The 22,974-nt window shown below is 37.4% G+C and carries 18 protein-coding genes and 1 riboswitch; of the genes, 13 read left to right on the forward strand and 5 right to left on the reverse strand.

Translation table 11 applies throughout. The features are described from left to right. Positions 1–34: 34 nt before the first annotated feature. The 4 genes from ACE199_RS00400 (at position 35) to ACE199_RS00415 (ending at position 2,667) form a co-directional block, all read left to right on the forward strand. Positions 35–1,378, forward strand: a complete 1,344-nt coding sequence (locus tag ACE199_RS00400; protein ID WP_375348141.1) for an LLM class flavin-dependent oxidoreductase — start codon at positions 35–37, stop codon at positions 1,376–1,378. A gap of 14 nt (positions 1,379–1,392) precedes the next feature. Further along, entirely contained in the window at positions 1,393–1,923 is a 531-nt protein-coding gene (gene ssuE / locus ACE199_RS00405) for an NADPH-dependent FMN reductase (RefSeq protein ID WP_375348142.1), read from the forward strand. Positions 1,924–2,250: 327 nt separating this feature from the next. Next, positions 2,251–2,454, forward strand: coding sequence for a hypothetical protein (locus ACE199_RS00410; protein WP_375348143.1), 204 nt, complete (start codon positions 2,251–2,253; stop codon positions 2,452–2,454). 3 nt (positions 2,455–2,457) lie between these two features. Next, entirely contained in the window at positions 2,458–2,667 is a 210-nt protein-coding gene (locus tag ACE199_RS00415; RefSeq protein ID WP_375348144.1) for a hypothetical protein, read from the forward strand. Between the two features lie 177 nt (positions 2,668–2,844). Here ACE199_RS00415 and dapA read toward each other — a convergent pair whose 3' ends face one another. Continuing rightward, the gene (dapA, locus tag ACE199_RS00420) at positions 2,845–3,738 is read right to left on the reverse strand and encodes a 4-hydroxy-tetrahydrodipicolinate synthase (RefSeq protein WP_375348145.1); all 894 of its coding nucleotides are present in this window, start codon (positions 3,736–3,738) and stop codon (positions 2,845–2,847) included. Positions 3,739–3,865: 127 nt separating this feature from the next. Then, a riboswitch (Lysine riboswitch) is annotated at positions 3,866–4,045 on the reverse strand. A 245-nt stretch (positions 4,046–4,290) separates the two neighbouring features. On the opposite strand from dapA, the gene ACE199_RS00425 reads away from it, so the two are divergent. The 3 genes from ACE199_RS00425 to ACE199_RS00435 all read left to right on the forward strand — a co-directional run bounded on the left by ACE199_RS00425 (position 4,291) and on the right by ACE199_RS00435 (position 8,017). Continuing rightward, positions 4,291–5,661, forward strand: a complete 1,371-nt coding sequence (locus ACE199_RS00425) for an FAD-binding oxidoreductase (protein ID WP_375348146.1) — start codon at positions 4,291–4,293, stop codon at positions 5,659–5,661. 474 nt (positions 5,662–6,135) lie between these two features. Next, the gene (locus ACE199_RS00430; protein WP_127759486.1) at positions 6,136–6,402 is read left to right on the forward strand and encodes a hypothetical protein; all 267 of its coding nucleotides are present in this window, start codon (positions 6,136–6,138) and stop codon (positions 6,400–6,402) included. A 679-nt stretch (positions 6,403–7,081) separates the two neighbouring features. Beyond that, on the forward strand, positions 7,082–8,017 hold the full coding sequence (locus ACE199_RS00435) for a bile acid:sodium symporter family protein (RefSeq protein ID WP_375348147.1): 936 nt from the start codon (positions 7,082–7,084) through the stop codon (positions 8,015–8,017). 111 nt (positions 8,018–8,128) lie between these two features. Here the strand turns inward: ACE199_RS00435 and ACE199_RS00440 are convergent, their stop codons facing one another. Next, on the reverse strand, positions 8,129–9,130 hold the full coding sequence (locus tag ACE199_RS00440) for an LLM class flavin-dependent oxidoreductase (RefSeq protein WP_375348148.1): 1,002 nt from the start codon (positions 9,128–9,130) through the stop codon (positions 8,129–8,131). 487 nt (positions 9,131–9,617) lie between these two features. Between ACE199_RS00440 and ACE199_RS00445 the strand changes: the two genes are divergently transcribed. Further along, positions 9,618–10,550 carry a ketopantoate reductase family protein gene (locus ACE199_RS00445; protein WP_375348149.1) on the forward strand — a complete coding sequence of 311 codons (933 nt, stop codon included), beginning with the start codon at positions 9,618–9,620 and terminating at the stop codon, positions 10,548–10,550. Positions 10,551–10,873: 323 nt separating this feature from the next. Here ACE199_RS00445 and ACE199_RS00450 read toward each other — a convergent pair whose 3' ends face one another. Then, entirely contained in the window at positions 10,874–11,347 is a 474-nt protein-coding gene (locus tag ACE199_RS00450) for a CarD family transcriptional regulator (protein WP_375348150.1), read from the reverse strand. Positions 11,348–11,719: 372 nt separating this feature from the next. On the opposite strand from ACE199_RS00450, the gene ACE199_RS00455 reads away from it, so the two are divergent. Next, positions 11,720–13,327 carry a tannase/feruloyl esterase family alpha/beta hydrolase gene (locus ACE199_RS00455; protein ID WP_375348151.1) on the forward strand — a complete coding sequence of 536 codons (1,608 nt, stop codon included), beginning with the start codon at positions 11,720–11,722 and terminating at the stop codon, positions 13,325–13,327. 291 nt (positions 13,328–13,618) lie between these two features. Further along, positions 13,619–15,274, forward strand: coding sequence for a PQQ-binding-like beta-propeller repeat protein (locus ACE199_RS00460; protein ID WP_375348152.1), 1,656 nt, complete (start codon positions 13,619–13,621; stop codon positions 15,272–15,274). Positions 15,275–15,470: 196 nt separating this feature from the next. On the opposite strand, the gene ACE199_RS00465 is transcribed toward ACE199_RS00460, so the two are convergent. After that, the gene (locus ACE199_RS00465) at positions 15,471–16,826 is read right to left on the reverse strand and encodes an amino acid permease (RefSeq protein ID WP_375348153.1); all 1,356 of its coding nucleotides are present in this window, start codon (positions 16,824–16,826) and stop codon (positions 15,471–15,473) included. Between the two features lie 250 nt (positions 16,827–17,076). Between ACE199_RS00465 and ACE199_RS00470 the strand changes: the two genes are divergently transcribed. Further along, on the forward strand, positions 17,077–17,283 hold the full coding sequence (locus ACE199_RS00470) for a CDGSH iron-sulfur domain-containing protein (RefSeq protein WP_127759497.1): 207 nt from the start codon (positions 17,077–17,079) through the stop codon (positions 17,281–17,283). 158 nt (positions 17,284–17,441) lie between these two features. Continuing rightward, the gene (locus ACE199_RS00475) at positions 17,442–17,708 is read left to right on the forward strand and encodes a hypothetical protein (protein ID WP_375348154.1); all 267 of its coding nucleotides are present in this window, start codon (positions 17,442–17,444) and stop codon (positions 17,706–17,708) included. On the opposite strand, the gene ACE199_RS00480 is transcribed toward ACE199_RS00475, so the two are convergent. Next, positions 17,688–21,560, reverse strand: a complete 3,873-nt coding sequence (locus ACE199_RS00480) for a dynamin family protein (protein WP_375348155.1) — start codon at positions 21,558–21,560, stop codon at positions 17,688–17,690. The two genes, ACE199_RS00475 and ACE199_RS00480, sit on opposite strands and share 21 nt — an antisense overlap. Positions 21,561–21,910: 350 nt before the next feature. On the opposite strand from ACE199_RS00480, the gene ACE199_RS00485 reads away from it, so the two are divergent. Continuing rightward, entirely contained in the window at positions 21,911–22,660 is a 750-nt protein-coding gene (locus ACE199_RS00485; protein WP_375348156.1) for an SDR family NAD(P)-dependent oxidoreductase, read from the forward strand. The last annotated feature ends 314 nt before the right edge of the window (positions 22,661–22,974 follow it).

A 22,974-nucleotide genomic window follows, 5' to 3' on the forward strand; every position in this document is an offset into this window, starting at 1 on the left:
TAAATAAATATGATAAGTAGGAGTTGTTGTTATTATGACGAAAAAACAAATGAAATTAGGGGCGTTTTTCAATTTACCTGGACATCATGTCGCAAGCTGGCGTCACCCTTCTTCAGGAGCGAACCGTACATTGGATTTAGATTATTTAATTGAATTAGCCCAAACGGCTGAGCGCGGTAAATTCGATATGGTGTTTTTTGCAGATGTATTTGGTCAATCCCTTTTAGAAAATTCATCATCGGGATTGAAGCTTGATCCAGTCATTATTATTTCAGCGCTTGCAGCCGTTACGAAAAATATTGGGTTAACTGCTACATTAACAACTACATATAACGAACCGTTTCATGTGGCGCGTAAATTTGGTGCCATTGATCATCTATCAAAAGGTCGAGCGGCTTGGAATGTAGTCACTTCAGCAAATGACAGCGAATCACTCCTTTTTGGTAAAGAAAAGCATTTACAGCACGCGCTCCGCTATGAACGCGCAGAGGAATTTGTAGATGTTGTCAAAAAGCTATGGTTTTCGATTGAAGACCAGGCACTTGTTATCGATAAAGAACAAGGTCGATATTTAGATATAGAGAAGGTGCACCCAGTTAATCATGAGGGAGAATGGTTTAAGGTACAAGGGGAGCTGGATTCACCATCGACACCGCAAGGTCATCCAGTTATTGTGCAGGCTGGATCGTCCGAAGTTGGAAAAGAACTGGCGGCAAAAACAGCGGAAGTTATTTTTACAGCGTGGCAAACACTGGAAGAGGCTCAAGCTTTCTATCGTGATGTAAAAGGACGTCTAGCCAAATATGGCCGTCAGCCTGAGGATTTGAAAATTATGCCTGGTGTATTTATTACAGTGGCTAAAACAGAGGAAGAGGCACTTGCCAAACAGAGAGAACTGAATAGCCGTATTTTACCAGAAGTAGGTCTAGCCTATTTATCGAACTTCATCAATATTGATTTATCAGGATACGATGTCGATGCGCCGTTGCCGGATTTTAGTACGATTGAAGATGAAACGAATCCGCGTATCCGCTATAACATTATTCGTGATATTGCAAAACGAGAAAATTTACAAACAATCCGTGAAGTTTATGAACGTATTGCGGGGGCACGGGGTCACCGGGAAATCGTTGGAACACCTGAACAGATTGTAGATCAATTAGAAGAGTGGTTCTTAAATGAAGGAGCAGATGGCTTTAACATTATGCCGCCAACCTTCCCGGATGGCTTGAACGATATTGTTGAACTCGTAATCCCGGAACTGCAGCGTCGAGGTTTATTCCGCACTGAATATGAGAGCGATACGTTGCGCGGGAATTTAGGACTTTCAGTACCTGTACATCCATCTAAAAAAACGGCACAAATAACTGGAAAATAAAGGAGAGAATGCAAATGACTAAAGCAGTGATTATTAATGGAGGCAATACAAAGAAATCTCGTTTAACAGCTATTCAACAAAAGGTGGAAAGATTTTTTGAGCAAGAGGCAATCGACTTTCATTCGCTTTATGTACATGAGCTGCCAGCTACGGATTTAATTACAGCAAACTTTGCAAGCGAGGACATTCAGCGTGCTAATCAGCAAGTAGCAGAAGCAGAAATTGTTGTCATTTTAACGCCTATTTATAAAGCTTCTTTTACAGGTATTTTAAAGACCTATTTAGATTTATTGCCGCAAAAAGCATTAGAGGGAAAAATCGTTGTACCTTTAGCAGTAGGTGGCTCGTTTGGTCATCTTTTAGCCATTGAATATGCATTAAAACCAGTATTATCGGTACTAGGTGCAACTGAAATCTTAAATCCGGTCTATGTTATTGATCAGCAAATTGAACGTTTAACAACAGGCGGTTTCCGTATTGAGGAAGAAGCAGAGCAGCGCTTAACAGCAGAATTACAAAAGCTGCTTACTGTAAAGGTTAGTTAGATTAGTTTAAGTAAAGTACTTTATACGATAAGGTTAAAAGGTTTATTTTGGAAAATTGTACTTAGAATAATAAAACCTTTTTAAATAAAGGTTCTTTAAGATATTCAAGTTACAAGAAAGTTATAGAGTTTAGTTAAGGACGTTGGTGAATTTAAACCGACGTCCTTTTTTGATACGTTTAGCATGGGTACAAGTAATAAATGCTTTTTGTTTCTAAAGAAGTTCGGTAATTGTATAAAAAACTTGGGTTTACGATTTTTTATAGATATTTGTCCAATCAAATTTAATGTCAGTTACATAGTGTGTGAGTAATAATTTGGGGAAGATGTGAAACGTTTGGATAATAATAGAAAAAATAAAATAGAGCAAGAAGTTAAAGTACACTGTTCTAAATGTGGCGGGAGGAAATGTAATTGCGTTAAAGTTAAGAAGAAACAAAAAGTCATAGAAGATAATAAAAAATTAATAATTGAACAAGAAGTTGAGGTAAATATATTTAAAGGAGAAACGGGTTCAACAGGAGCAACATGAGCAATGGGTGCAACACCAACGTTTGGTTCGTTATATAGGTCTGATACTGTAAGAACCTTTGTACAAGGCGTTCCGATAGAGTTTGATTTTCCTAGACTCATTTCAAATACGAATCGAAATTCAGGAACCAATAGGATTACGATTTTAGTCAATGGTGTACATGAAATAACTGCAACTCTTACTTTTTTAAATATTGGAAGTGCGACAAGGTGAAAAAGTAACCAGTATAAAAATGACGTGTACCATTTTACACGTCATTTTTTACTTTCATTTAATAAATAAAGTAAGATACGAGTGCGGATCTCCCAGACAGTAATGTGATATGGGAGGTCAGCCACTTTTTAGATTTCGCATAGATGAGTCAAAACTTTCGTTTATTAGAAAACTTTTTTAAGAAATCGTTTCTTCTTTTACATTCAGTACTTGCAGTGCTTGTTGTAATGAATTTGTTTCTTCATCGTTTAGAGGAATGATTGGTAAGCGAACGCCGCCGACAGACATTCCTTTTAGATTTAATGCTGCTTTTACCGGTGATGGATTTGGTGCAGCAAATAGTGCTTTTATAACTGGGAGAAGGCTGCGGTGAGCTAGAGCAGCTTCTTGAAGCTTGCCATTTTTGAAATTTTCAATCATCGCTTGCATTTCATTACCGATAATGTGAGAAGCAACTGAGATTACTCCCGTGCCGCCAATCGATAATACAGGTAATGTTAAACCATCATCACCGCTGTACAATGAAAAATCTTCAGGTGTCTGGCTGATAATTGCAGTCATCGCATCTAAGTTGCCGCTTGCATCTTTAATGGAAACGATGTTTGGGATTTGTGCAAGGCGAACGACAGTCTCAACAGAAATATTGACAATGCTGCGCCCCGGTATATTATACAGCATAACCGGTAATGACGTTGACTCAGCAATTGCTTTAAAGTGTTGATATAATCCCTCTTGAGAAGGTTTATTGTAGTATGGAGCAACGAGCATAATTCCATCGACCCCTGCTTGTTCTGCAAGCTTCGTTAAATCGATAGAGGCTTTAGTGTTATAAGAGCCAGTACCAGCAATAACAGGAATTCTTCCATTCACAACTTCAACGACAAATTTGAATAATTCGACTTTTTCTTCCGTCGTTAACGTAGGGGATTCTCCAGTTGTACCCGCAACTACTAAACCGTCTGTACCATTGTCAATTAAATAATTGATTAAGTTTCTTGCAGCATTAAAATCAATCTCACCATTGTGATCAAATGGGGTTACCATTGCAGTTAAAATTTGTCCGAAATTCATTACTTCTCCACGTCCTTTAAATTATTTTTATATAGAGGGAGAAGGGCGATTAACGATAAACGCGAAAAAGCAACAACGGGGCTTCGCTGCTGCAGTAGAAACAATATGTAACAAAAATTATTTCTGTGCGTAAGATAGCCCTCCATATAGTTTCCTATATGACAGTTCTGTATTTATTCAATAACAGAACCAGCTTCAAGAAATATGAGATTCTTTCCACTTCGGCAAATTCCCCTTTTCGCAATCGTCATTGGACCTCATTATCCTCCCAGTGCGTACTTATGGTCTTTGCTCCTCTATCCTTACTTCAAAAGAATATTGAAATAAGTGAATATTTAATTATGTTAGATGATACCAGTTTTTTTACTTGATTGCAATGGAAAGTTAGTGTTTGTCTCTTTTACTTTTTGAAGAATCTAGGTCAACTAGTTTGAGAGTATGACTATTGGTGTAATTATAATTACAGAATTTTGTGAAAAATTAACCAAATAATGGTACTATTATATGGTAACAATGAACTAGTGTTCAAATATAAAGGATAGGAGTGATTACATGATGTATAGTACCCTTGAGAAGCATGTAGGCAGCCGGTTAATACGTCCAAATGATGCACGCTATGATGAAGTGAGAAGGGTTTGGAATGCTGTAATTGATAGAAAACCAGCCGCAATAGTAGTTTGTGAGTCAGAAGATGATGTGATTGCAGCTGTACAGTTTGCGAAGGAAAATGAATTATCTATTTCGATTCGCGGTGGAGGACACCATGTAGCCGGCCTTGCTGTTTGTGATGATGGGGTAATGATTGACTTATCACATATGAGAAAAGTGACAGTAGATGAAAAAAGACAAGTGGCTGTTGTAGAAGGTGGAGCCACTCTTGGAGATATAGATCTTGAAACTCAAAAGTATGGACTGGCAGTTCCTACTGGAACAGTTTCCGAAACAGGTGTTGCTGGGTTAGCTCTAAATGGCGGGATTGGTTATTTAAGAGGGAAGTATGGGTTAACTTGTGACAATCTTGTTGGTGCAAGAGTCGTAACAGCAGACGGTGTTGTGCTTGAGGTTAATGAAAAGAATCATCAAGATTTATTTTGGGCAATTCGTGGAGGCGGCGGAAATTTTGGGGTCGTTACTAGATTTGAGTTTGCCTTGCATGCAGTAGGTCCAGAAGTATTGGCTTTGGATGTGATGTACGATTTTAAGGATGCAAAAGCCATCTTAAACAAAGTTCAACAATTTTTGGCCCAAGCTCCTGATGAAGCAGTTTCTCTTAATATAACAGCTGCTGTGCTGCCGCCCGCCCCGTTTTTACCTGAATTTTTACATCATAAAAAGGTAATCATGCTTTTAGGAATCTATGCAGGTGATGCGAAAGAAGGCCAAACAGTCATTCAACCGCTTCGCGAGTTAGCAGAACCAATTGTTGATCAAACAGGAGTAGTCCCATTTGTAGCGTTCCAAAAGAAGCTAGACCCAATGGTGCCAAAAACCGTACCTGTTTATGGAAGCTCTCTTTTCTTTGATGAATTAGATGATACAGTCATTGAGCAGCTCCTCTATAAAATAGACAATGCGCCGGCTCCAAGCATCCTTGTTCAGTTGTGGGCACTTGGCGGACAAATGAATCGAGTACCTGTTCATGCAACTCCATTTGCTATTCGAAATGCAAAGTTTGTCCTGCTGGTTGATGTAATGGCTATGGCTGGAGACGATGCTGTATGTAAACAATGGGTAGATTCCGTATACGGAGGACTGCTCCCGTTTTCCTACAAAAATGCCTCATATCTTAATGGAGTCGGTGTAAGCGACGATGCAACGACTAATGCATTTCAAGAAAACTACGAGCGCTTAGTAGAGGTAAAGAAAACGTACGATCCAAGTAATAGATTCCGTCATAACCATAACATTAATCCACAAGGATAATCTATTGGCTGTTAAGTATGTTCAGGCTTGGGGAACTACAGGTTCAGAAACAGTTGTTATTAGTATCCTGACCGAGCAGAAGAAATCATTGAAACTAGTTTAGAAAAGGTTGCAGAAAACTTCTAAATGAATAGTGTGGAGCAAACCAGCATGGTCATTTGTGCTGGTTTTATTTTGTAGTTAAAGGTTTCTTCAATGCGAAAACATTAAACGGACCAAAAAATCCATATCATAGAGTGTACCTAAAGCTAAAGAACCAGTTAAAGTGATGCCCGATGCGATAGTAATTAATACTAGATTATATTTCCCCCTTATCTGAAAACAAACCATTTTTTCTATGTACAGTTATAATGGCGACAATCATTGGGATAATAATTAATACAGCAGCCAACGGCATAAATAATCCTTTGCACATACTTAATGTTGTTAATGCCAACATGCTTACCTTATTTTTAATAAAAGGAGGAGTTAATCATGGTTAATGATAAGGAACTGGATATACAAACGAAAATGGAGACTCTTTTTACAACTACTTGTGGCACATGGGAAAATTGTACAGATTCAAACATTCAGTCGTTCTTAGAACAATGCCAGGAAAATAATATTGACCCGCAATATTGTATGAGTTGGGTAGAGCAGCATAAATCAGAAATACCTGACTGGCAAGATGTTTCCAAAGTATCGCTTGACTGGGTGAATCAACATACTTCAACTGGCTCGCCCGTTTCATTTAATGAATAGAATCCTCATTAATCAGTGGAGAGACTATTGGGCTCTCCACTTTAATTATGAAGCCTGTGAAAGGGATGACAGTAAATATTGAATGTCATGCTGCCAAATTTGGAGTTGGTGTTTTGCTTCTTTTTATTTAATAGAAAAATAGTTTAGAAAATTGGCTAGGTGGGGATTCTTGGATGTTAAGGATTTCAGCTTTTTTTCGTTTTTAGTGCTTTTAGGTACTTTCGGTTAATTTTAAGATTAGCGAGTTCTATATTAAAATTAGTGAAAAAGTATAGACGAAGTGTATACAACTGTAGTTAGTGGCCTCATTAACAATAACTAAGTATTAGTAACAGTGTTAATTTCCATTATGAAAAGAAAAGTTAAAGGGGATGTTTTTTAAAAATAAAAATGTTCCATTTTTTGTAAAAATAATATATAGTCTTATAATAGTTTAAATGGATAAATGTAAAGTGAGGGAATAGTTAAGATTGCTCAAGGAGTCGCAAAGTGTCTAAAACTGGGGCCTGAGATGGAGGTGGCTGCTTATTAATACGGCACGTGGGGGAAAGAGCCAGAGTTTATTGGTAATCTAGAAGTAAAATGCTATAACAAGCTAGTCTACTAAAGGGATGGATGATTGAGATGAAAAAGGATGTTTGACAAATTAAATAGTATTCTAGGGAGATTTTTACCCATTATGATACCTTCAAGTTTATTAATTGGTATTTTTATTGGGGATTCTATGCAAGAAGTTAAATTTCTTATACCTTGGATATTCGCTGTAATGACTTTCTCTGGGAGTCTCGGGTCTAATTTTAAACAATTAACAATGGCTCTACATAATCCATTTCCAATCATATTAGTAATGATGATCTTACATGTGATTATGCCAGGTATCGCTTGGGGAATCGGTCATCTTTTATTTGCTGGTGATTTTGACACAATGACAGGATTAATTCTGTCTGTTGTTATTCCAACTGGAATTACTAGTTTCATATGGGTGGTTATGTATAAAGGAAGTGTCCCGGTTGCTCTTTCTATTATATTATTAGACACACTTCTGTCACCGATTATTGTACCACTTAGTTTATCGGTTATTACGGTACAGCAGGTAGAAATAGATACGTATAAATTAATGACGGATTTAATTCTTATGATTGTTATTCCTTCTGTATTGGCCATGTGTCTGAACCATATGACTAAAGGGAGAATACAGCCTATATTAGGAGAGAAATTAGCTGTTTTTTCAAAATTGGGGATCGCTACGATTGTTATGATTAATGGGGGGATTGTATCGCATTATTTTAGAGAAATGAATGGGAGAATTGTCTTTATTGCAGGTACCGTTGTTATCATTGCTATTACAGGATATTTCTTGAGCTGGATTACTGCTAGGGCATTTAAGTGGAATAGAGATGTAGCCGTATCTGTAGCTTTTACAGGTGGAATGAGGAATATTAGTGCGGGAACTGTAATAGCCAGTACGTATTTCCCTCCTAAAGTAGTTTTACCTGTTGTTTTAGGAATGTTATTTCAACAAGTTTTAGCTTCTTTATGTGGAAAATTAATAGCGTCCTATGATAAAAAACAAACTAAAGTATCTAACAGTAATTATTCGGAAGTTATAGGATGACTGTTTTTAGTTAATAAAATGGATATTAATGAATACAAAAGGCTTGGCTATTTGCGAAGCCTTTTGTACGTACAGTTCTGTAAGAAGTCAGGGGTTCATCACTTCTAACCTTTACTTCCCATCCACCACTTCTTTTAAAATCTCATAAGAACGTTTTTGTTTGTCGGGATCATAAATATACGATACAGCCATAATTTCATCGACGTTATACTTCTCTTGAAAACTCGTCAACTGTTTTCGAATCGAATCTTTATTTCCTAACAGAGTCACACTGGACATTGATGCAGCCATTGCTTTTTCAGGTTGACTCCAAATGTGATCCATATTTTCAACAGGAGGTTGTAACGGTGTTTGAGAGCCGCGCACAACATTTAGGAAAAACTGCTGCATGGTGGTTGATTCGAATGTAGCTTCTTCGTCGCTTTCAGCGGCAATCACGTTCAAGCAGACTATCATATATGGAGAGTCTAAGTATGGAGATGGCTGGAATCGGTCGCGATAAATAGAAATAGCTTCCTCCATATATCTTGGTGCAAAGTGAGAAGCGAATACATAGGGCAAGCCTAATTTAGCTGCTAGAACGGCAGAATCCGTCGAAGAACCGAGGATATAGATTGGGATATTTGTTCCAACACCTGGATAAGCTTTTACATAACTTTGAAGCTCTTCAGGTCCGAAATACGTAAGTAATGCCTGAACATCGTTCGGAAATGTATAGACAGAATCCTTTTGAGCTCGTCTTAATGCGCTTGCGGTCATCATATCGGTACCCGGTGCCCGGCCAAGACCTAAGTCCAATCGATTAGGATAGATGGTTGCCATCGTTCCAAATTGTTCGGCTACGACCAAAGGGGAGTGGTTAGGCAGCATAATTCCGCCAGACCCAACACGTATATGTTCTGTATGTTCTAAAGTGTGTTTAATTAAAATAGAAGTCGCTGAACTCACTAATGTTGGTGTGTTATGATGCTCAGCAATCCAATATCGTGTATAGCCCATCTTCTCAGTCGCTTGCGCTAAATCGGCCATTGCCTCGATAGCTTCTTTCGCACTTTGTCCTTCACGAATAGGAGCTAAGTTTAAGACTGATACAGGTATTTGTATATTTGACATGTAAATGTATCCTTTCTTCATGAAGTGTCACTATTATAGTAACAATTAGAACAGTGGAAACAAACTTAAATGCTTGGGTAGAAAAATAAATAAAGGAATAAGTGCCCGAAGGTTTATCGTTCTCTTTTTAACGCAAACAATGTATTACTCCTTGCAGCTCCGTTCCATATATCTGGTACAATCAATTCTATTTTGAAAATAATAGAATCTTAATTCGTCAATAAATTTTATGTAAATAAGCTTTAAATCCTTTTGATTCAAGGCACCTCTTTGACTAAGCAGCAAGGGGATGCTTTTTCTTATATTCGTATCCGAAAATCACAAAGTGTAAGAGTAATCTAAATGGCTTAGAGGACAAATGGATAGAGGTTCAGAAAAGGCTAGGCGGTGTCTAAGGAACGAGAGATTTTCAATAGTTTGTGACTAGAGTATTGCCTCTCTTCCGTGATAACATAGATAAAAAGAGATAAGAAAGGTTGGTGCTACGATGAATATTTTGGTGCAAGGTGCAGGAGCTTTAGGTGCTTATTTTGGCGGGAGGTTGTTAGAAGCAGGTTTAAACGTTTCGTTTTTTGTGAGAGAAAGAAGGGCAGCGCAATTAGCGAAAGAAGGGTTGAAAATATACAGCCCTGAAGGAAACTTTGAAACAAGAGATGTAACGGTTTATACAGAGGCCGAACAAGCTGAAAATATCGATTTAATTATACTGGCTGTAAAAGGGTATCATCTGGGACAAGTCATCCCGCAAGTTCAAACAATTGTGGAGCAGACAGGAGCGTTTGTACTTCCTTTGTTAAATGGTATAGAGCATTTGGAAACATTGCAGCAAGCCATTGGAAAAGAAAAAGTGCTAGGAGGATTCGCCTCTATCATTGCAACGTTAAATGAACAAGGTCACGTAGAGCATACTAGTGGAAGCAGTGCTGTGAAATTTGGAGCTCTTCATAACGAGCAAACAGAAATATGTGCGCAATTAGAAGCGGTACATAATGATGTAAAAACGAATATTTTAAGGGAAGAAAATATTTTAAAGCATATGTGGAAAAAGTACATATTTATTACGTCATTTTCAGGAATTACGTCAGCGATGCAGCTGCCAGCAGGTTTTATTACAAGTACGGAAGCGTCATTTGCCGTTGCTAGAAAGGTAATCTTGGAAATGAGCATGCTCGCTGAGAAAGAGGGGATTGTTTTAACAGAGCAAGAAGTAGAAGTGATGGCAACTAGATTAAAAGGTTTCCGAGAAGAAGCTACCTCTTCCATGCATCAGGATATGAGAAAAGGACTTCCTTTAGAGGTTGAGCATTTACATGGAGGAGCACTGCGTTTGGCTGCTAAACATGATGTAACTCTTCCTGTTATTGAAACGCTGTACGGGGTATTGAAACCTTATGAAAACGGAAAGCCAAGTGGACTATAATCGTTACGGCAAAAAAGCGGCTGTGAGACAAAGAGAGAAAGTTGTGTAAAGGAAAGTTCATAGGATGTATCTTATTGAAAAGGCTGGAATCCTTGTTACATCGAGGGTTTTAGCTTTTTTAGGTTGGGTCGGAATCGATACTTTACAGCTGTGACTAAGAGGAGTAGAAGATGAAGTGTCCCCGTACTAAGGGGAGAGATACGATTAATCATATTAAAATTCATTGGTTAGTGTCGTATCTGCCTGTCCTTTTTTCTTGAGGGTTAGAGTAAGTGTTTTTAAATAAAAAAACACCAAGTAAATGATGTACGGTGGAGAGGTTTTTAACTGGATAGTTTCAACAAGTTAGCTGCTTGATTTTCTGTGAGATCAGTAATTAAAACGAGCTCGCTAATTAAGTTTCTTCGCGCTTGATTTAACATGCGTCTTTCACTTGAATTAAGCGATTTTTCCTTACTCTGAAACAAGAGATTGCGAACTATTTCAACAGAATCATGCACATCGCCTGTCTTCATTTTTTCTAGATTTGAGATATATCTTTCTTTCCATGAAAGTGAATTATGCGGTTTTTCGTCATGGAAATCTAACCATATTTTCTTCATCGTCTTCCGGTCAACGAGTGAACGAATACCTGATGTGTGTATCTTGTTCATCGGGATCATAACGTCCATTTTACAAATCGGAATGTTAATCACACAATATTCCTCTGTTTTCCCTAGGATTTCTCTTTCTTCAATGGCTTTAATGATACCTGCCCCATGCATTGGATAAAAAACTTTGTCGCCAATTTGAACCAAATCATACACCTCCATATCTATCTACATTTATTATGGTAGCATATAATTGATATTTAATCAAATTTAATATAATACCATGAATTATTGGTTTGTGTCAACAAATAAAATGTTAATTAATATAGTTCTATTTTCCTAAAATGACTATTTGTATAGATACATACTATACCTTGCGAATAGAATGTCGCTAGTATGGAGTTAAGAGAATGGATAAAGGATTGTTTAAACGGGTAATCGCTTGTTGTCTTGTGTGAACGAGGCAGGTTTTTAATTTTTCCCGTTTTTGAAAAATTCCTCTCTCATTTAAGGCTAAGGAGATTGTTTACGGTACATATTAACATTGGTTTACAATCTGAAAGGTACGGGAGGAAGAATATGAAAAGTAAATTGAAAACTTGGATTTTATTTCCTTTTATTTCATTTGTCTTTTTATTAGTATGTAGCTTGGATAATAATGAGGTTTATATGCAAGATCGAGCATCTGTCTGTTTAAACCTGAAGGGCATGAGCATACCGGCATCCCAAATCGGTTTGCCGACCAATGGTGCTACCGTTCAGTCCGCGAAGTTCGTATGGAAAACTGGAAAGTACTATAAAAATAGAGGATTTTGTAAGGTGCTAGGAGCGATTCACCCAGTAGATAAGAATGCTCCGGATATTCATTTTCAAGTCAATCTTCCCACGAATTGGAACCATAAACTATTGCAAGTAGGCGGCGGTGCTTTTGATGGTGTGTTAGTAACAGGTCTAGGAGCTACCATTGGAAAGCCTTTGGCAAGTCCAGATGCCTTGTCGAAAGGCTACGTGACGTTTGGCAGTGACTCGGGCCATCAAGGCAAGAGCTTAGACGGAAGCTTTGCCTTGAATGACGAAGCCTTGGCTAACTTTGCTTCCGATCAATTGAAAAAAACGAAAGATGTTGCTCTTGAGCTAGTGGATGCACGTTACCACAGTAAACCATCTCAGGTCTACTTTTTTGGCAGATCGAATGGAGGGCGTGAAGCATTAAAGGTTGTTCAACGCTTTCCTGCAGAATATGATGGCGTCATCGTATTATACCCGGCATTAAACTGGGTATCTAAGGCGATTAAGGATAATCAAAACGCTAACGCCCTCTACGCTAATAATGGAGCTGCATGGATTAGCCCGGCGGAAAACAAGCTCATTAATGAAACAGTTCTTAACGCTTGTGATTCCTTGGACGGTGTTGCGGACGGTATTGTAAGCCATATAACAGCTTGTGCAAAGAAATCAAATCACATTCTAAACTTCTTAAGCAAACATCTTTCTAAGGAAAAGGTAGATATCATCAAACTTTTCAATTCACCATTGCGCTTTAACTATCCGCTTGCAAATGGATTGACAGTCACGCCGGGATATTCTCAATTGCAGGGTGCAAACATTAGCGAGAGTAGACTTTCTCAATATGGAACATCGCCGTTAAAAAGAAAGAACTTTGTCTCAAGATTAGGAGATGGAGTCATTAAGTATATGGTTGTTCGAGATAAAGATTTTAATCCTGTCCATTTCAATCCAGATCAATGGAAGGCTCAAGTTGTGAAAGCCTCACAATTGCTTGATGCGACTGATCCTAATCTCTCTAAATTCAAGGACAGTGGGGGAAAATTAATCTTGCTTCACGGAACAGCAGACCAGATTGTTACTCCGTACGGCTCGGTTGATTATTACAACAAGCTTGTCGATAAGTTTGGAAAAAGTTCGCTTAATCAATTTGTTCAGTTCTATTTGGTTCCTGGCTACGGTCATAGAAGATCAGAAGCCTTCACAATGAGAGCAGATTTACTCGGTGCACTAGATACATGGGTAGTGGATGGAAAGAGACCCGTGAATCTCGTTGCACAAGATCAAAACGCTGATACTTTTGGTCGTACCCGTCCGCTATGTGAATATCCAACTTATCCAAAGTACAAAGGAAAAGGGAATGTAAACTCGGCTGCAAACTTTACTTGTGCAGCTCCTTAATTTGTGACATAGGAACTTTGATTTTTTTTTAGGGCCTGTCCTATAAGTTATTTATATGATTATGGGCAGGCTCTATAATAAAGTATTTTAAAATCTTGAGGCATGGTTCTTATTGCTCAATAAATAAAAATATTTTGAATATTTCGACAAAATAACAAGGCATACGACATCATTATTATGATATAAGTAAGGTAAATATTGTTAATTGACTTATTTATAGAAAAGCAACAAATGTTCCGACATTTAATCAGAAAGATGTAAATGATTAATAACATAATGGTGGTGTCCTTGTTGAAAGCAAATAGATTCATATTATTATCTTTGTTTTGTTCTAGTTTAGCTCTAACGACAGCTTGTGTAACGAAAGAAGCAAATACAAGTATTGAAACAAGTGAAAGAACGAAAGACAATCAAATGGATGAACCGATTGTATCTTCAGAACCGCAAGAAAAAACTCAAACAATCAAGCAAGTGAATGAAACGGAGGAAACATTCCTTGAAATTCATCCAAAAGAAACTCCAGAGATCCTCTATGAAACCATTCCAAAAGACAAATTGCATAAATTAAAATCTGTACATACGTTTTCTGAAGTGTATACGGAAGTAGAAGGTGTATTAACTTTCCGTGGAAATAATTTGAGAAACTCCTCTAGTTATGGTGAAGTGAAAATGAATCCGGTTTCTTTAGAGAAAACATGGTCATTTGTTACAGGTTCAAGCCCTAAATGGGGAGGTGGAGCTGGTTGGACAGGGCAGCCGGCCATTATAAAGTGGGATTCAGACATTAGAGAAATGATGAACCTTAAGGAAGAATTTAAACATAAGGAAAATTTCATCGAGGTGATTTATGCGAGTCTTGATGGAAAAATCTATTTCTTTGATCTTGAATCTGGTAAAGAATCAAGAAATCCTATTAATATTCATAATCCTATTAAAGGAAGTATATCCATTGATCCGCGCGGCTATCCGTTACTTTATACCGGTCAAGGAATACCTCAGCAAGGAGATATTGGTTTTCGTATTTTCAGTTTAATAGATGGAGAGATGCTGCACTTCATTCCAGGTATTGAAGCGGATGCTTATCGTCCTTGGGGAGCTTTTGATGGTTCTGCTCTTGTGAATAGAGAAACAGATACTCTTATTCTCGGCGGAGAAAATGGATTATTCTACAATATTAAATTAAATACGGTTTTTAATAAGGAAGAGAAAAATATTAGGGTTGCTCCAGAACAAATTAAATATCGCTACAAAGTAAAGGGGAATGATCATCAAGGGATTGAGAACTCTGTAGCAGTCTATAAAAACCTTGCCTTTTTCGCGGATAATGGAGGCAGCATTCAAGGGATTAATTTAATGACAATGAAACCAATCTGGGCATTGTCAGGGACTGATGATACAGATGCGTCGATTGTGATTGAGGAAGAAGAAAATATTCCTTTCCTATATACAGGAACAGAAGTAGATAAATTAAGAGGAAGTGATAGCCATTCCCTTATACGTAAAATACATGGTGTAACAGGTGAAGTCGTTTGGACGAAAAAGTATGACGTGATGTATAACGAAAGTGTCAATGGAGGCATGCTGTCTACACCTGTTATTGGAAAAAATGAAATGAAAGATTTAGCGATTTTCACCATTGCACGGCACAAGACGATGAATGCAGGGCTTATGGTCGCTGTTAATAAAACGACTGGGGAAGAGGTATGGCGATGGGAAATGCCTAGTTATACGTGGTCATCTCCAGTGGCGGTATACGATAAAAATGGACAAGCTTATCTGATTCAATGTGATTCAATTGGTACGATGTATTTGTTAAATGGAAAAACAGGAGAAGTCATAAATAAGATAAATCTAGGATCTAACATTGAGGCATCACCTGCTATTTTTAACGACTCTATCGTTGTTGCAAGCAGGGGAGGACAGATTTTTAAAGTGAAAATCAAGTAGTGTACGTAATTTTTTGGGTGAGGGAGAATGATAAAATACTGCAGGCTGGGGTGAATAACCCCGGCCTGTTCAATTATTTATAGAAAACCCACCTCTTCTTTAAAGTTTAAACAGTATTGTTGATAACAGACTCTTATGAAAAAACAATGCCACTTTTGCTGTTAAACATGCAGGTATAGGCGGATTCTGCTTAGGTTTACCCTGCATTCCATACCTTTTTTTGCATAATAATCGCAGCTAGGCCTATAATAGCGACAAATAACAAACTAACAAAAAACCCCATGCGAATGCTTTTCTCCACCAATGTTCCGCTTACCGCTGCAAGGATCAGGGCAATCCCGATAAAAGCTAACAGCTTCCCCCATACTTTCATTTCTAAAATACGAAGAGCAGAAATAATAATGAAAGACCAATTGAACAAAATTAAAATCCCTGCAGCTGTCGTAATATACTCGTAAATTTTACCAGGTAACAATAGAGCGGTAACGATGGATGCGATTAATCCAATCGTTGCGAGTAATAAAGAAGGCAAAGGGAGGTCCTTCCACCTTTTAATCTTTTTAGAAAACACAGCCGGAGCATCGCCGCCATCTGCTAGCGTGGCAAGAAGTGTTGTTACCCCAAATAATGAAGCGGTCATTGTTGAAAAACCAGCCATAATGATTGCTGCATTAAATACATGCGGAAAAAAATTAAAATGATATTTATCGAGTGCTGTTACAAAAGGACTTTCCTTCGAGTTAAACGCGCCATGTGCAGCCATATAAACGGCAAGTCCGAGTGAAATAATATAAATAATAATTAGCACGATTAACATGATGATTCCTGCTTTAGGAGCATCTTCTTTCTTTTTCAGTCTCATGGCCATTAGTCCAATGACTTCTATTCCTCCATAAGCGTAAAAAGCATAGATTAAGGAAGACCAAAAACCTTCCCATCCCTCAGGAAATAGCTCCTTCGTTGAATTCGGAAATCCAGCATGTTTTACATCACCATGAATCCATCCGAACACGGCAGCGGCGGCAAGAATAATAAACATAACAATAGCGGCTGTTTTTATAATAGCTAATAAATTCTCTACTTTATCGAAACCTTTATTGCCGGTTAATACAACGATAATAGAGAGAATGGCGTACCCAGTTGCAAACAGCCAAAGAGGAACATGGGGAAACCAAAATCTTGATAAGATGGAGAGAGCTGTTAATTGACTGCCCATAATGAGGATATTTGAACTCCAATATCCCCAGCCGCAGCTAAAGCCAGCCCAACGCCCATAAGCTTTGTTTGCATAGTAGCAAAACGATCCATCTTGAGGATCCTCAGCCGTCATTTTAGCTAATAAGTTGTATACAATATAGGTACCAATGGCTGCTAACAAAAAGGAAAAGACAATAGAGGGACCTGTTATTTCTATACCAATGGCTGACCCGAGAAAAAAACCTGTACCAATCGTACAGCCAACCCCTATTAAGGACAATTGCCACCATTTTAAATTTCCGTCTTTATTACCTTTGTTACCCTTACTTTGACCACTAGGAATAAAAAAATCCAATGCCATACCTCCTCGCATATCAAGTACTATCCTTTGATAAGGGCTTTTGTTTTATGTACAAGCATCTTTGGCAAAATAAGACGCTTGTACTAACAAGTCTTTAAATTCATGAAAATAGGAATGCGTTATATAGGGAGAGAATAGTAATAGGGAATAAATCCACTCTTTTTAACACATTACTAAATAACATGGTGTTTGCTTAAATGGATGAGTAATCAATTGTAATGAATAGAAAAGAGGTGTCTTTCATTTGGAACAAGAAAAGGTAGTTATTAAAATTAACGATAATGGTTCTATTCGCGTTAATGGGAACGTTGAACTAGTAGACGGTAATGGAGATGCATATAGTGTGGGAAATACTTTTTCTCTTTGCCGATGCGGCCAATCCGGGAAACAACCCTTTTGTGATGGAACGCATAAAAAAATTGAATTCAATAGTGCTCCGCGAGCAGAATAGGTTTTACATAGTGTAAGATTAGACAAATGAATGTCAGAAAGTCGAGCTATTGGTTCTTGGAACATGACCAGTAGCTTTTTTATTTTTAGGCTACAAAAATTTGAAACTAAGCTTACTCTTCCAACGTAAATTTAGGAAGCGGATAAGGGGGACAATGAATGGAAATCCGTCATCCGGGTCATGAAGGACCAAATTCAGAAATCCAGCAAGAAAAAGTCCGTCATCGGAGTGATGAAGGACCAAATTCAGAGATCCAGCAAGAAAAAGTCCTTCATCCGGGTTATGAAGGACCAAATTCAGCAAATCCAGCCAGGAAAATGTCTATCATCAGAGTCATGAAGGACAAAATCCGGCAATCCGCCAAGGGAAATGTCCTTCACTTTTTAGACAGCCCCTCAGCTCTTTCAATATACGTGACTGTTTAATTCCTGTAGTTTCCTGTGAATAAATGCATGTGTGTGTTTTAAGTCATTGTTATCTATCTCTACAGATAAAGCTGTAATTTCTCCTTTGAAAAAATCTTCTGCCTGTATAAGTAAGGATTCCTTTAATTTCATCATCTCTTTTTGGAAAAGGGAGTAATAGTGCAATTCAATCTTTTCGCGCTGGTTTTTTATATACTTATCTACAGGCCCTCTTAGCTTTTCTTCAAGCTCGTCCCGTAATACGCGGTTGTCTTTTACTATAAAGGAATCTTTCATATTTTGATAACGCTCTAACAATTGTTCATATTGTCCAAATGAAAAATCATGCATCTCTTCTGAAAAAGAAAGCAAATCAATAGTTGGCTCACTATACGGCATAAAAAATGTGTGATGGACATCCTTTTCAATCGTCCCTGTTAAACGTCGATGTTTCTCTTTTAGCTGCTTTTTTAGAAATACTTCAATGCGAAAAGAAGTGGCTCTCATTTCTTGCGTGAGATCATAGGCGATAAATTGTATAATTTCACTCAGACATTTTCTTAATGTGGTATGAAAGTCTCCTTCCCGAAAACGACTAAACGTAAAAATATCTTTAAATTCATCAAAATAACGATAAAACACACGCTGTTTTACATAATAAAGAAGTTCATGAATTTCTTGCAGCACTAACTTTTCTTCAATATCATCCTGACTTGTGCGAATCGTTTCAACGGCTTGCTCTTTTTTTATAAAGGCTTCGTTTAATCGTTTTACTCTTTCTGATTCATCTATATCTGCTGCATGCAGCCAGCTATCCATAATTCGAGTAATCATCGAAAGGTCATGGATGGATGATTGAATAGAAAGCTCCGTTAAATCATTTAATGTAAAACGGTGAAGTGCTTCCTCAAAGGCAGCTAAACCTGAATAGCTCACTCCATTCTTTCGTGATGGCTCCGGGATTTTTGATTCATAAAGTTGCTTTTGCTCTTGTGTACAGGCCCCTCTTATATATCTTTTCGCATACATGGCCAGCTGACTGGATACAGGGAAGATAGACGGGTAACGAATTCCGCAGCGAAGAAGTTCTTTTTCCACATGAGTTAAAACATGTTGTACTTCTTCTGCATTTTCCGCTAAATCGGCTGCATTCACAATAAAGAACATTTTATCATTGGTAAAACAGTCCTTAATACGACCAAGCTGGATGAGAAACTCTCGGTCCGCCTTCGAAAAAGCATGGTTGTAATATGTAACAAAAAGAACAGCATCCGATTCTTTAATATAATTAAAAGCTAGTTCAGTATGACGACGGTGAATTGAATCAGCGCCTGGAGTATCGACGAGAATGATGCCTTGTCGTGTGATTGGACAGTCATAATACAAGTTGATTTTCTCAATAAAACAAGCGTGTTGTTCTGTAGCAACAAGTCTTTGAAATTCAGTGATGGAGACCTTCTTTTCTTGGTTAATTAAAGCATTCATTTCGTCATATCCTAATTGAATGGCTTTTAATAAGGCAATGTGTCCTTTATCCAACAATTCTAGAGGGTCTCGCTTCTCTTCTTTTTTCTGCTCATTGGAATCGGTGCTATCGTTATCAACTTTTTCTCTTTCGGCTATTTCTTTAAGAATTTCTTCCCGTTTTAATAACAATTGAAAGAGCTCTGAAATACGTTCAACTGAAGTTTCAGAAGGGGAAAGGGCATCATTAATATCCTGTAATAAATCTTGTTCTTGTTTAAAGTTCACAATGACCGTTTCGTGAGGGTACTCCTGAGTTGGCGGCAAGATTTGATTGATAGCTGCAGTTGTTGGGCTTGGCGAGACGGGTAATATATTCTCTCCTATTAAAGCATTGGCAAAAGAGGATTTCCCCGCACTAAAAGCTCCAAATAACGTCACGATAAACCTTTGATTTCTCAGCCTGTCCGCTCGTTCTCCTAAGTCTAGACTATATGAATGCAATCCTTTATATTTCTCAATTTGAGCGGCTATTTCTATGAGACTGTCTGCTGTTTGCTGACGCTTTTCATTGAGATGTTTGAGATCGACTTGTTTTTCTTTCTTTTCGTTTGTAAATACTTCCCCAATATTAACGGTCCATTTCTTCGGCTGAACAGAAACTGCTCTTCCTTTAGTAAATGTAAATGATGATGAAGACTGTAAAGGGTGGCTTTCGTTCTCCGTAATGGTTTGAGATGTGTTATGACGTAACAGTTCTCGCAAGGAGTTAACCCTCGTTTCAACTTTGTTATGGATATTCTTGATTCCTGAAATGGCGGCTAACTTTCTTTCTAATTCATCCCGTTTTCTAATTTGATTTTTTTGTTGTGAACCTTCTCGTTTTCGTAAAGCCTTTATCGCTTCTTCTAATTGGACTCTTGCTGCTTTTTTGTAATGCGCATGTACGGATTCTATAACGGATTGACAGTAGTTAAGAACATACTCATGTGAAAACAAAGCGCCTCGCTTTAACAAATTTGTAATGATATCTGGCTCAAGGTTTCCTTCAAACCGATGTATGGATAACTGAACTGCCTCATCATCAATTTCATAAGCTTCCATATGTTTAAAGAGTAAATCTTTAATGTGGATATCTAAATAAGTTCTTGCATTTTCTTTCACTTCGTTGAAAAATTCAGTTTTTCTTTTTTCCTTTTCTGCTCTAGTTTTTTTTCTAGAAAACAAACCATTTAATTTAAAACTAAGCTGTTCGGATTCAAGAAAGTCTCTTGCTAGATTTCTTGTGTGATAGGGCATTAAATTTGCGTTTTGTAATACGGTTTTAAGTTTTTCTTCAAATTCAATTTCAAAGTGTTCTTGCAAGTCATCTAAAGGAATGAGCTTTTCTTTAGTTGCTTTCAAGTTCTTTCTTAGCTCTGCCTCATCCTCTAATTGATGAGGGGTCAATATTTCGCCATACTCCGTTAACTCTTTATTGTATTGTTTTTTTAACCACTTTTTATGTTGTTCGATTAACATAAATCCTTCTTTTACGATATTTAGTAAAACTCTTTTTTCTTTCGAGGTGATATACGTTTCTAAGCATGACTTTAATTGATCAAGCTCATTGAAACGCGCGTTATGTACTTTTCCGGAAACAAATAATAATTCATTGAAGCTTATGTTATGGTCTACTAACGATTGATGGACTTGCTCGCGAAACAAAGAAAATGGAATTTCTGTTTCCAAATGTTTATCAATTTGATTAACAACGATTATACAATCTTTATTACTTGTTGTTATTTGTTTTAAAAAGGAAAAGTTAACCTCCGATTGAACATGATGATAATCCATCATATAAACAATAGAATCAACTAAATGAAGACTTGATTCCGTTGCGACACGATGAGCATCATCTGTAGAGTCGATTCCCGGAGTATCGATAAAGGCTACACCTTCTGGTAAATTTGCATTTGGATTGCTAATTTCTATTTCTGTCACTGAATCTCCGTCACGGCAGTAGCTTTGAATTTGTGTTAAATCGTTCGGGTTTTCTAGCGTAAGCAAGCCCTTTTCTTTAAAAAGTACCTTTACAAATGGAGGACCATGATGAATTTTAACAATGTTGGCACTAGTAGGAATAGGGTGAGATGGTAAAATGGTTTCTCCTAATAATTCATTAATTAAAGTGGACTTTCCGGCTGAAAAATGGCCGCAAAAACCAATAGCGTATTCGTTACGGCTCGCTTTAGCTAAAAGATCTTCTCCCTTTTTTAAACACTCTTCATTCGCATCTTCTTTAAAGATATGATTTAGCTCACGTAATCGCTCTTGCACCATTTGGGTCGTATAATTAGCGTTCATAATCGTTTCATCCAGCTTGCCAAGTTCCGTATTATTACTCATATCTTTCTCACTTCCAATCACGACGATTTATCCTTTATGAAAAAATGTACTATAAAATCTCATCTAAAGAGCGGGGCATTTCTATTGTATAAAAGACGGCAAGGCGTTGCCTATATTATTGAACATATCTGACACCCGTATCAATTTTTTTATCATAAAATTGTTCAAAAAAGTATTAATTCTTACTGCTCGCTAGGTTCATATGTAATATCGACGGATTTATGAATTCTATAGATGAATCTTAAATGAATAATCAATTTTGTTTGAAATTGTGAAAAAGGTATTTTGTGAATCTGCGTAGAATTTAAAAGAGTAGTTTTGATTGTAGCGGTGTTTATATCCATTTCTTGATAATGATAAGGGGGAGAAGCATGCGACTTAAAGATCGAGTTGCAATGATTACAGGTGCAGGGGGGCCTATGGGGCAAGCTATTGCTTTACGGTTTGCGGAAGAAGGAGCAGCACTTGTATTAACGGATATATCGGAAAATAGGTTAAAACAAACAGAAGAAAAAGTAGCTAGTCTAACAGAAGTAGTTGCTATACGCTCTAACGTATTAAATCTTTCTGAGATTCAAGAGGTTGTTCAAGCAGGTCAAGATCGTTTTCAATCAATAGATATTTTAATCAACGTGGTCGGCGGCGTTCGAGGGGCACAGATGAATCAGTCAATTATGGAAATGGACGTAGACCGATGGGATGATACGTGGAAACTAAATTTAAAGGGAACTGTCAATTGTATTCAGTTAGTAGCTAATCAGATGATGGCTAAAAAATATGGGAAAATCGTAAATATTTCCTCTATTCATCTAGCTGGAGCAAAAGGATTTTCTGATTATGGAGCTGCTAAAGCAGGTGTAGCCTCTCTAACGAAAACGGCTGCAATGGAGTTAGGGCCTTATATAAATGTTAATTGTATTGCTCCTGGTGTTATTCAAACATCAGCGGTGGAGAGAATGAATGAAGAAGACATACAAGCTTATAAAAATCAAATTATCCTTAATCGATTGGGGGAACCAATCGATGTAGCAAATGCAGCTCTATTTCTAAGCAGCGATGAATCAAGGTATGTGACTGGACAAATCCTAGCAGTTGCCGGTGGAATGTCACCACACCTATAAGTTTGATTGAGAGGAGCGTGCAATACTTAAATTGATAATTATGGAATTCATGCCCCTCGTAGCTAATTGCAGTAGCTCTTCTTGACATTGTTGGTTTTATCGATGTTGAGAGGGGCTTTGTTCATTCAAGCTGTTCCTCGTTCTTAAAGTTGTGATTACTGATTTAGATAGTCCAACAATTAACAGTGTCATTTAAAAGAGCCAAAGTTAAAATAAATGGTATATTGACAGCCAAACGCTAAATATTAAACAGAATAGATATTTTTCCGATATAAATAAAGTTCAATGTTTGTGCTTTGAAGGGAACAAGTATG

This window comes from Peribacillus sp. Hz7 (assembly GCF_042136355.1).
Classification (GTDB): Bacteria; Bacillota; Bacilli; order Bacillales; family DSM-1321; genus Peribacillus; species Peribacillus asahii_A.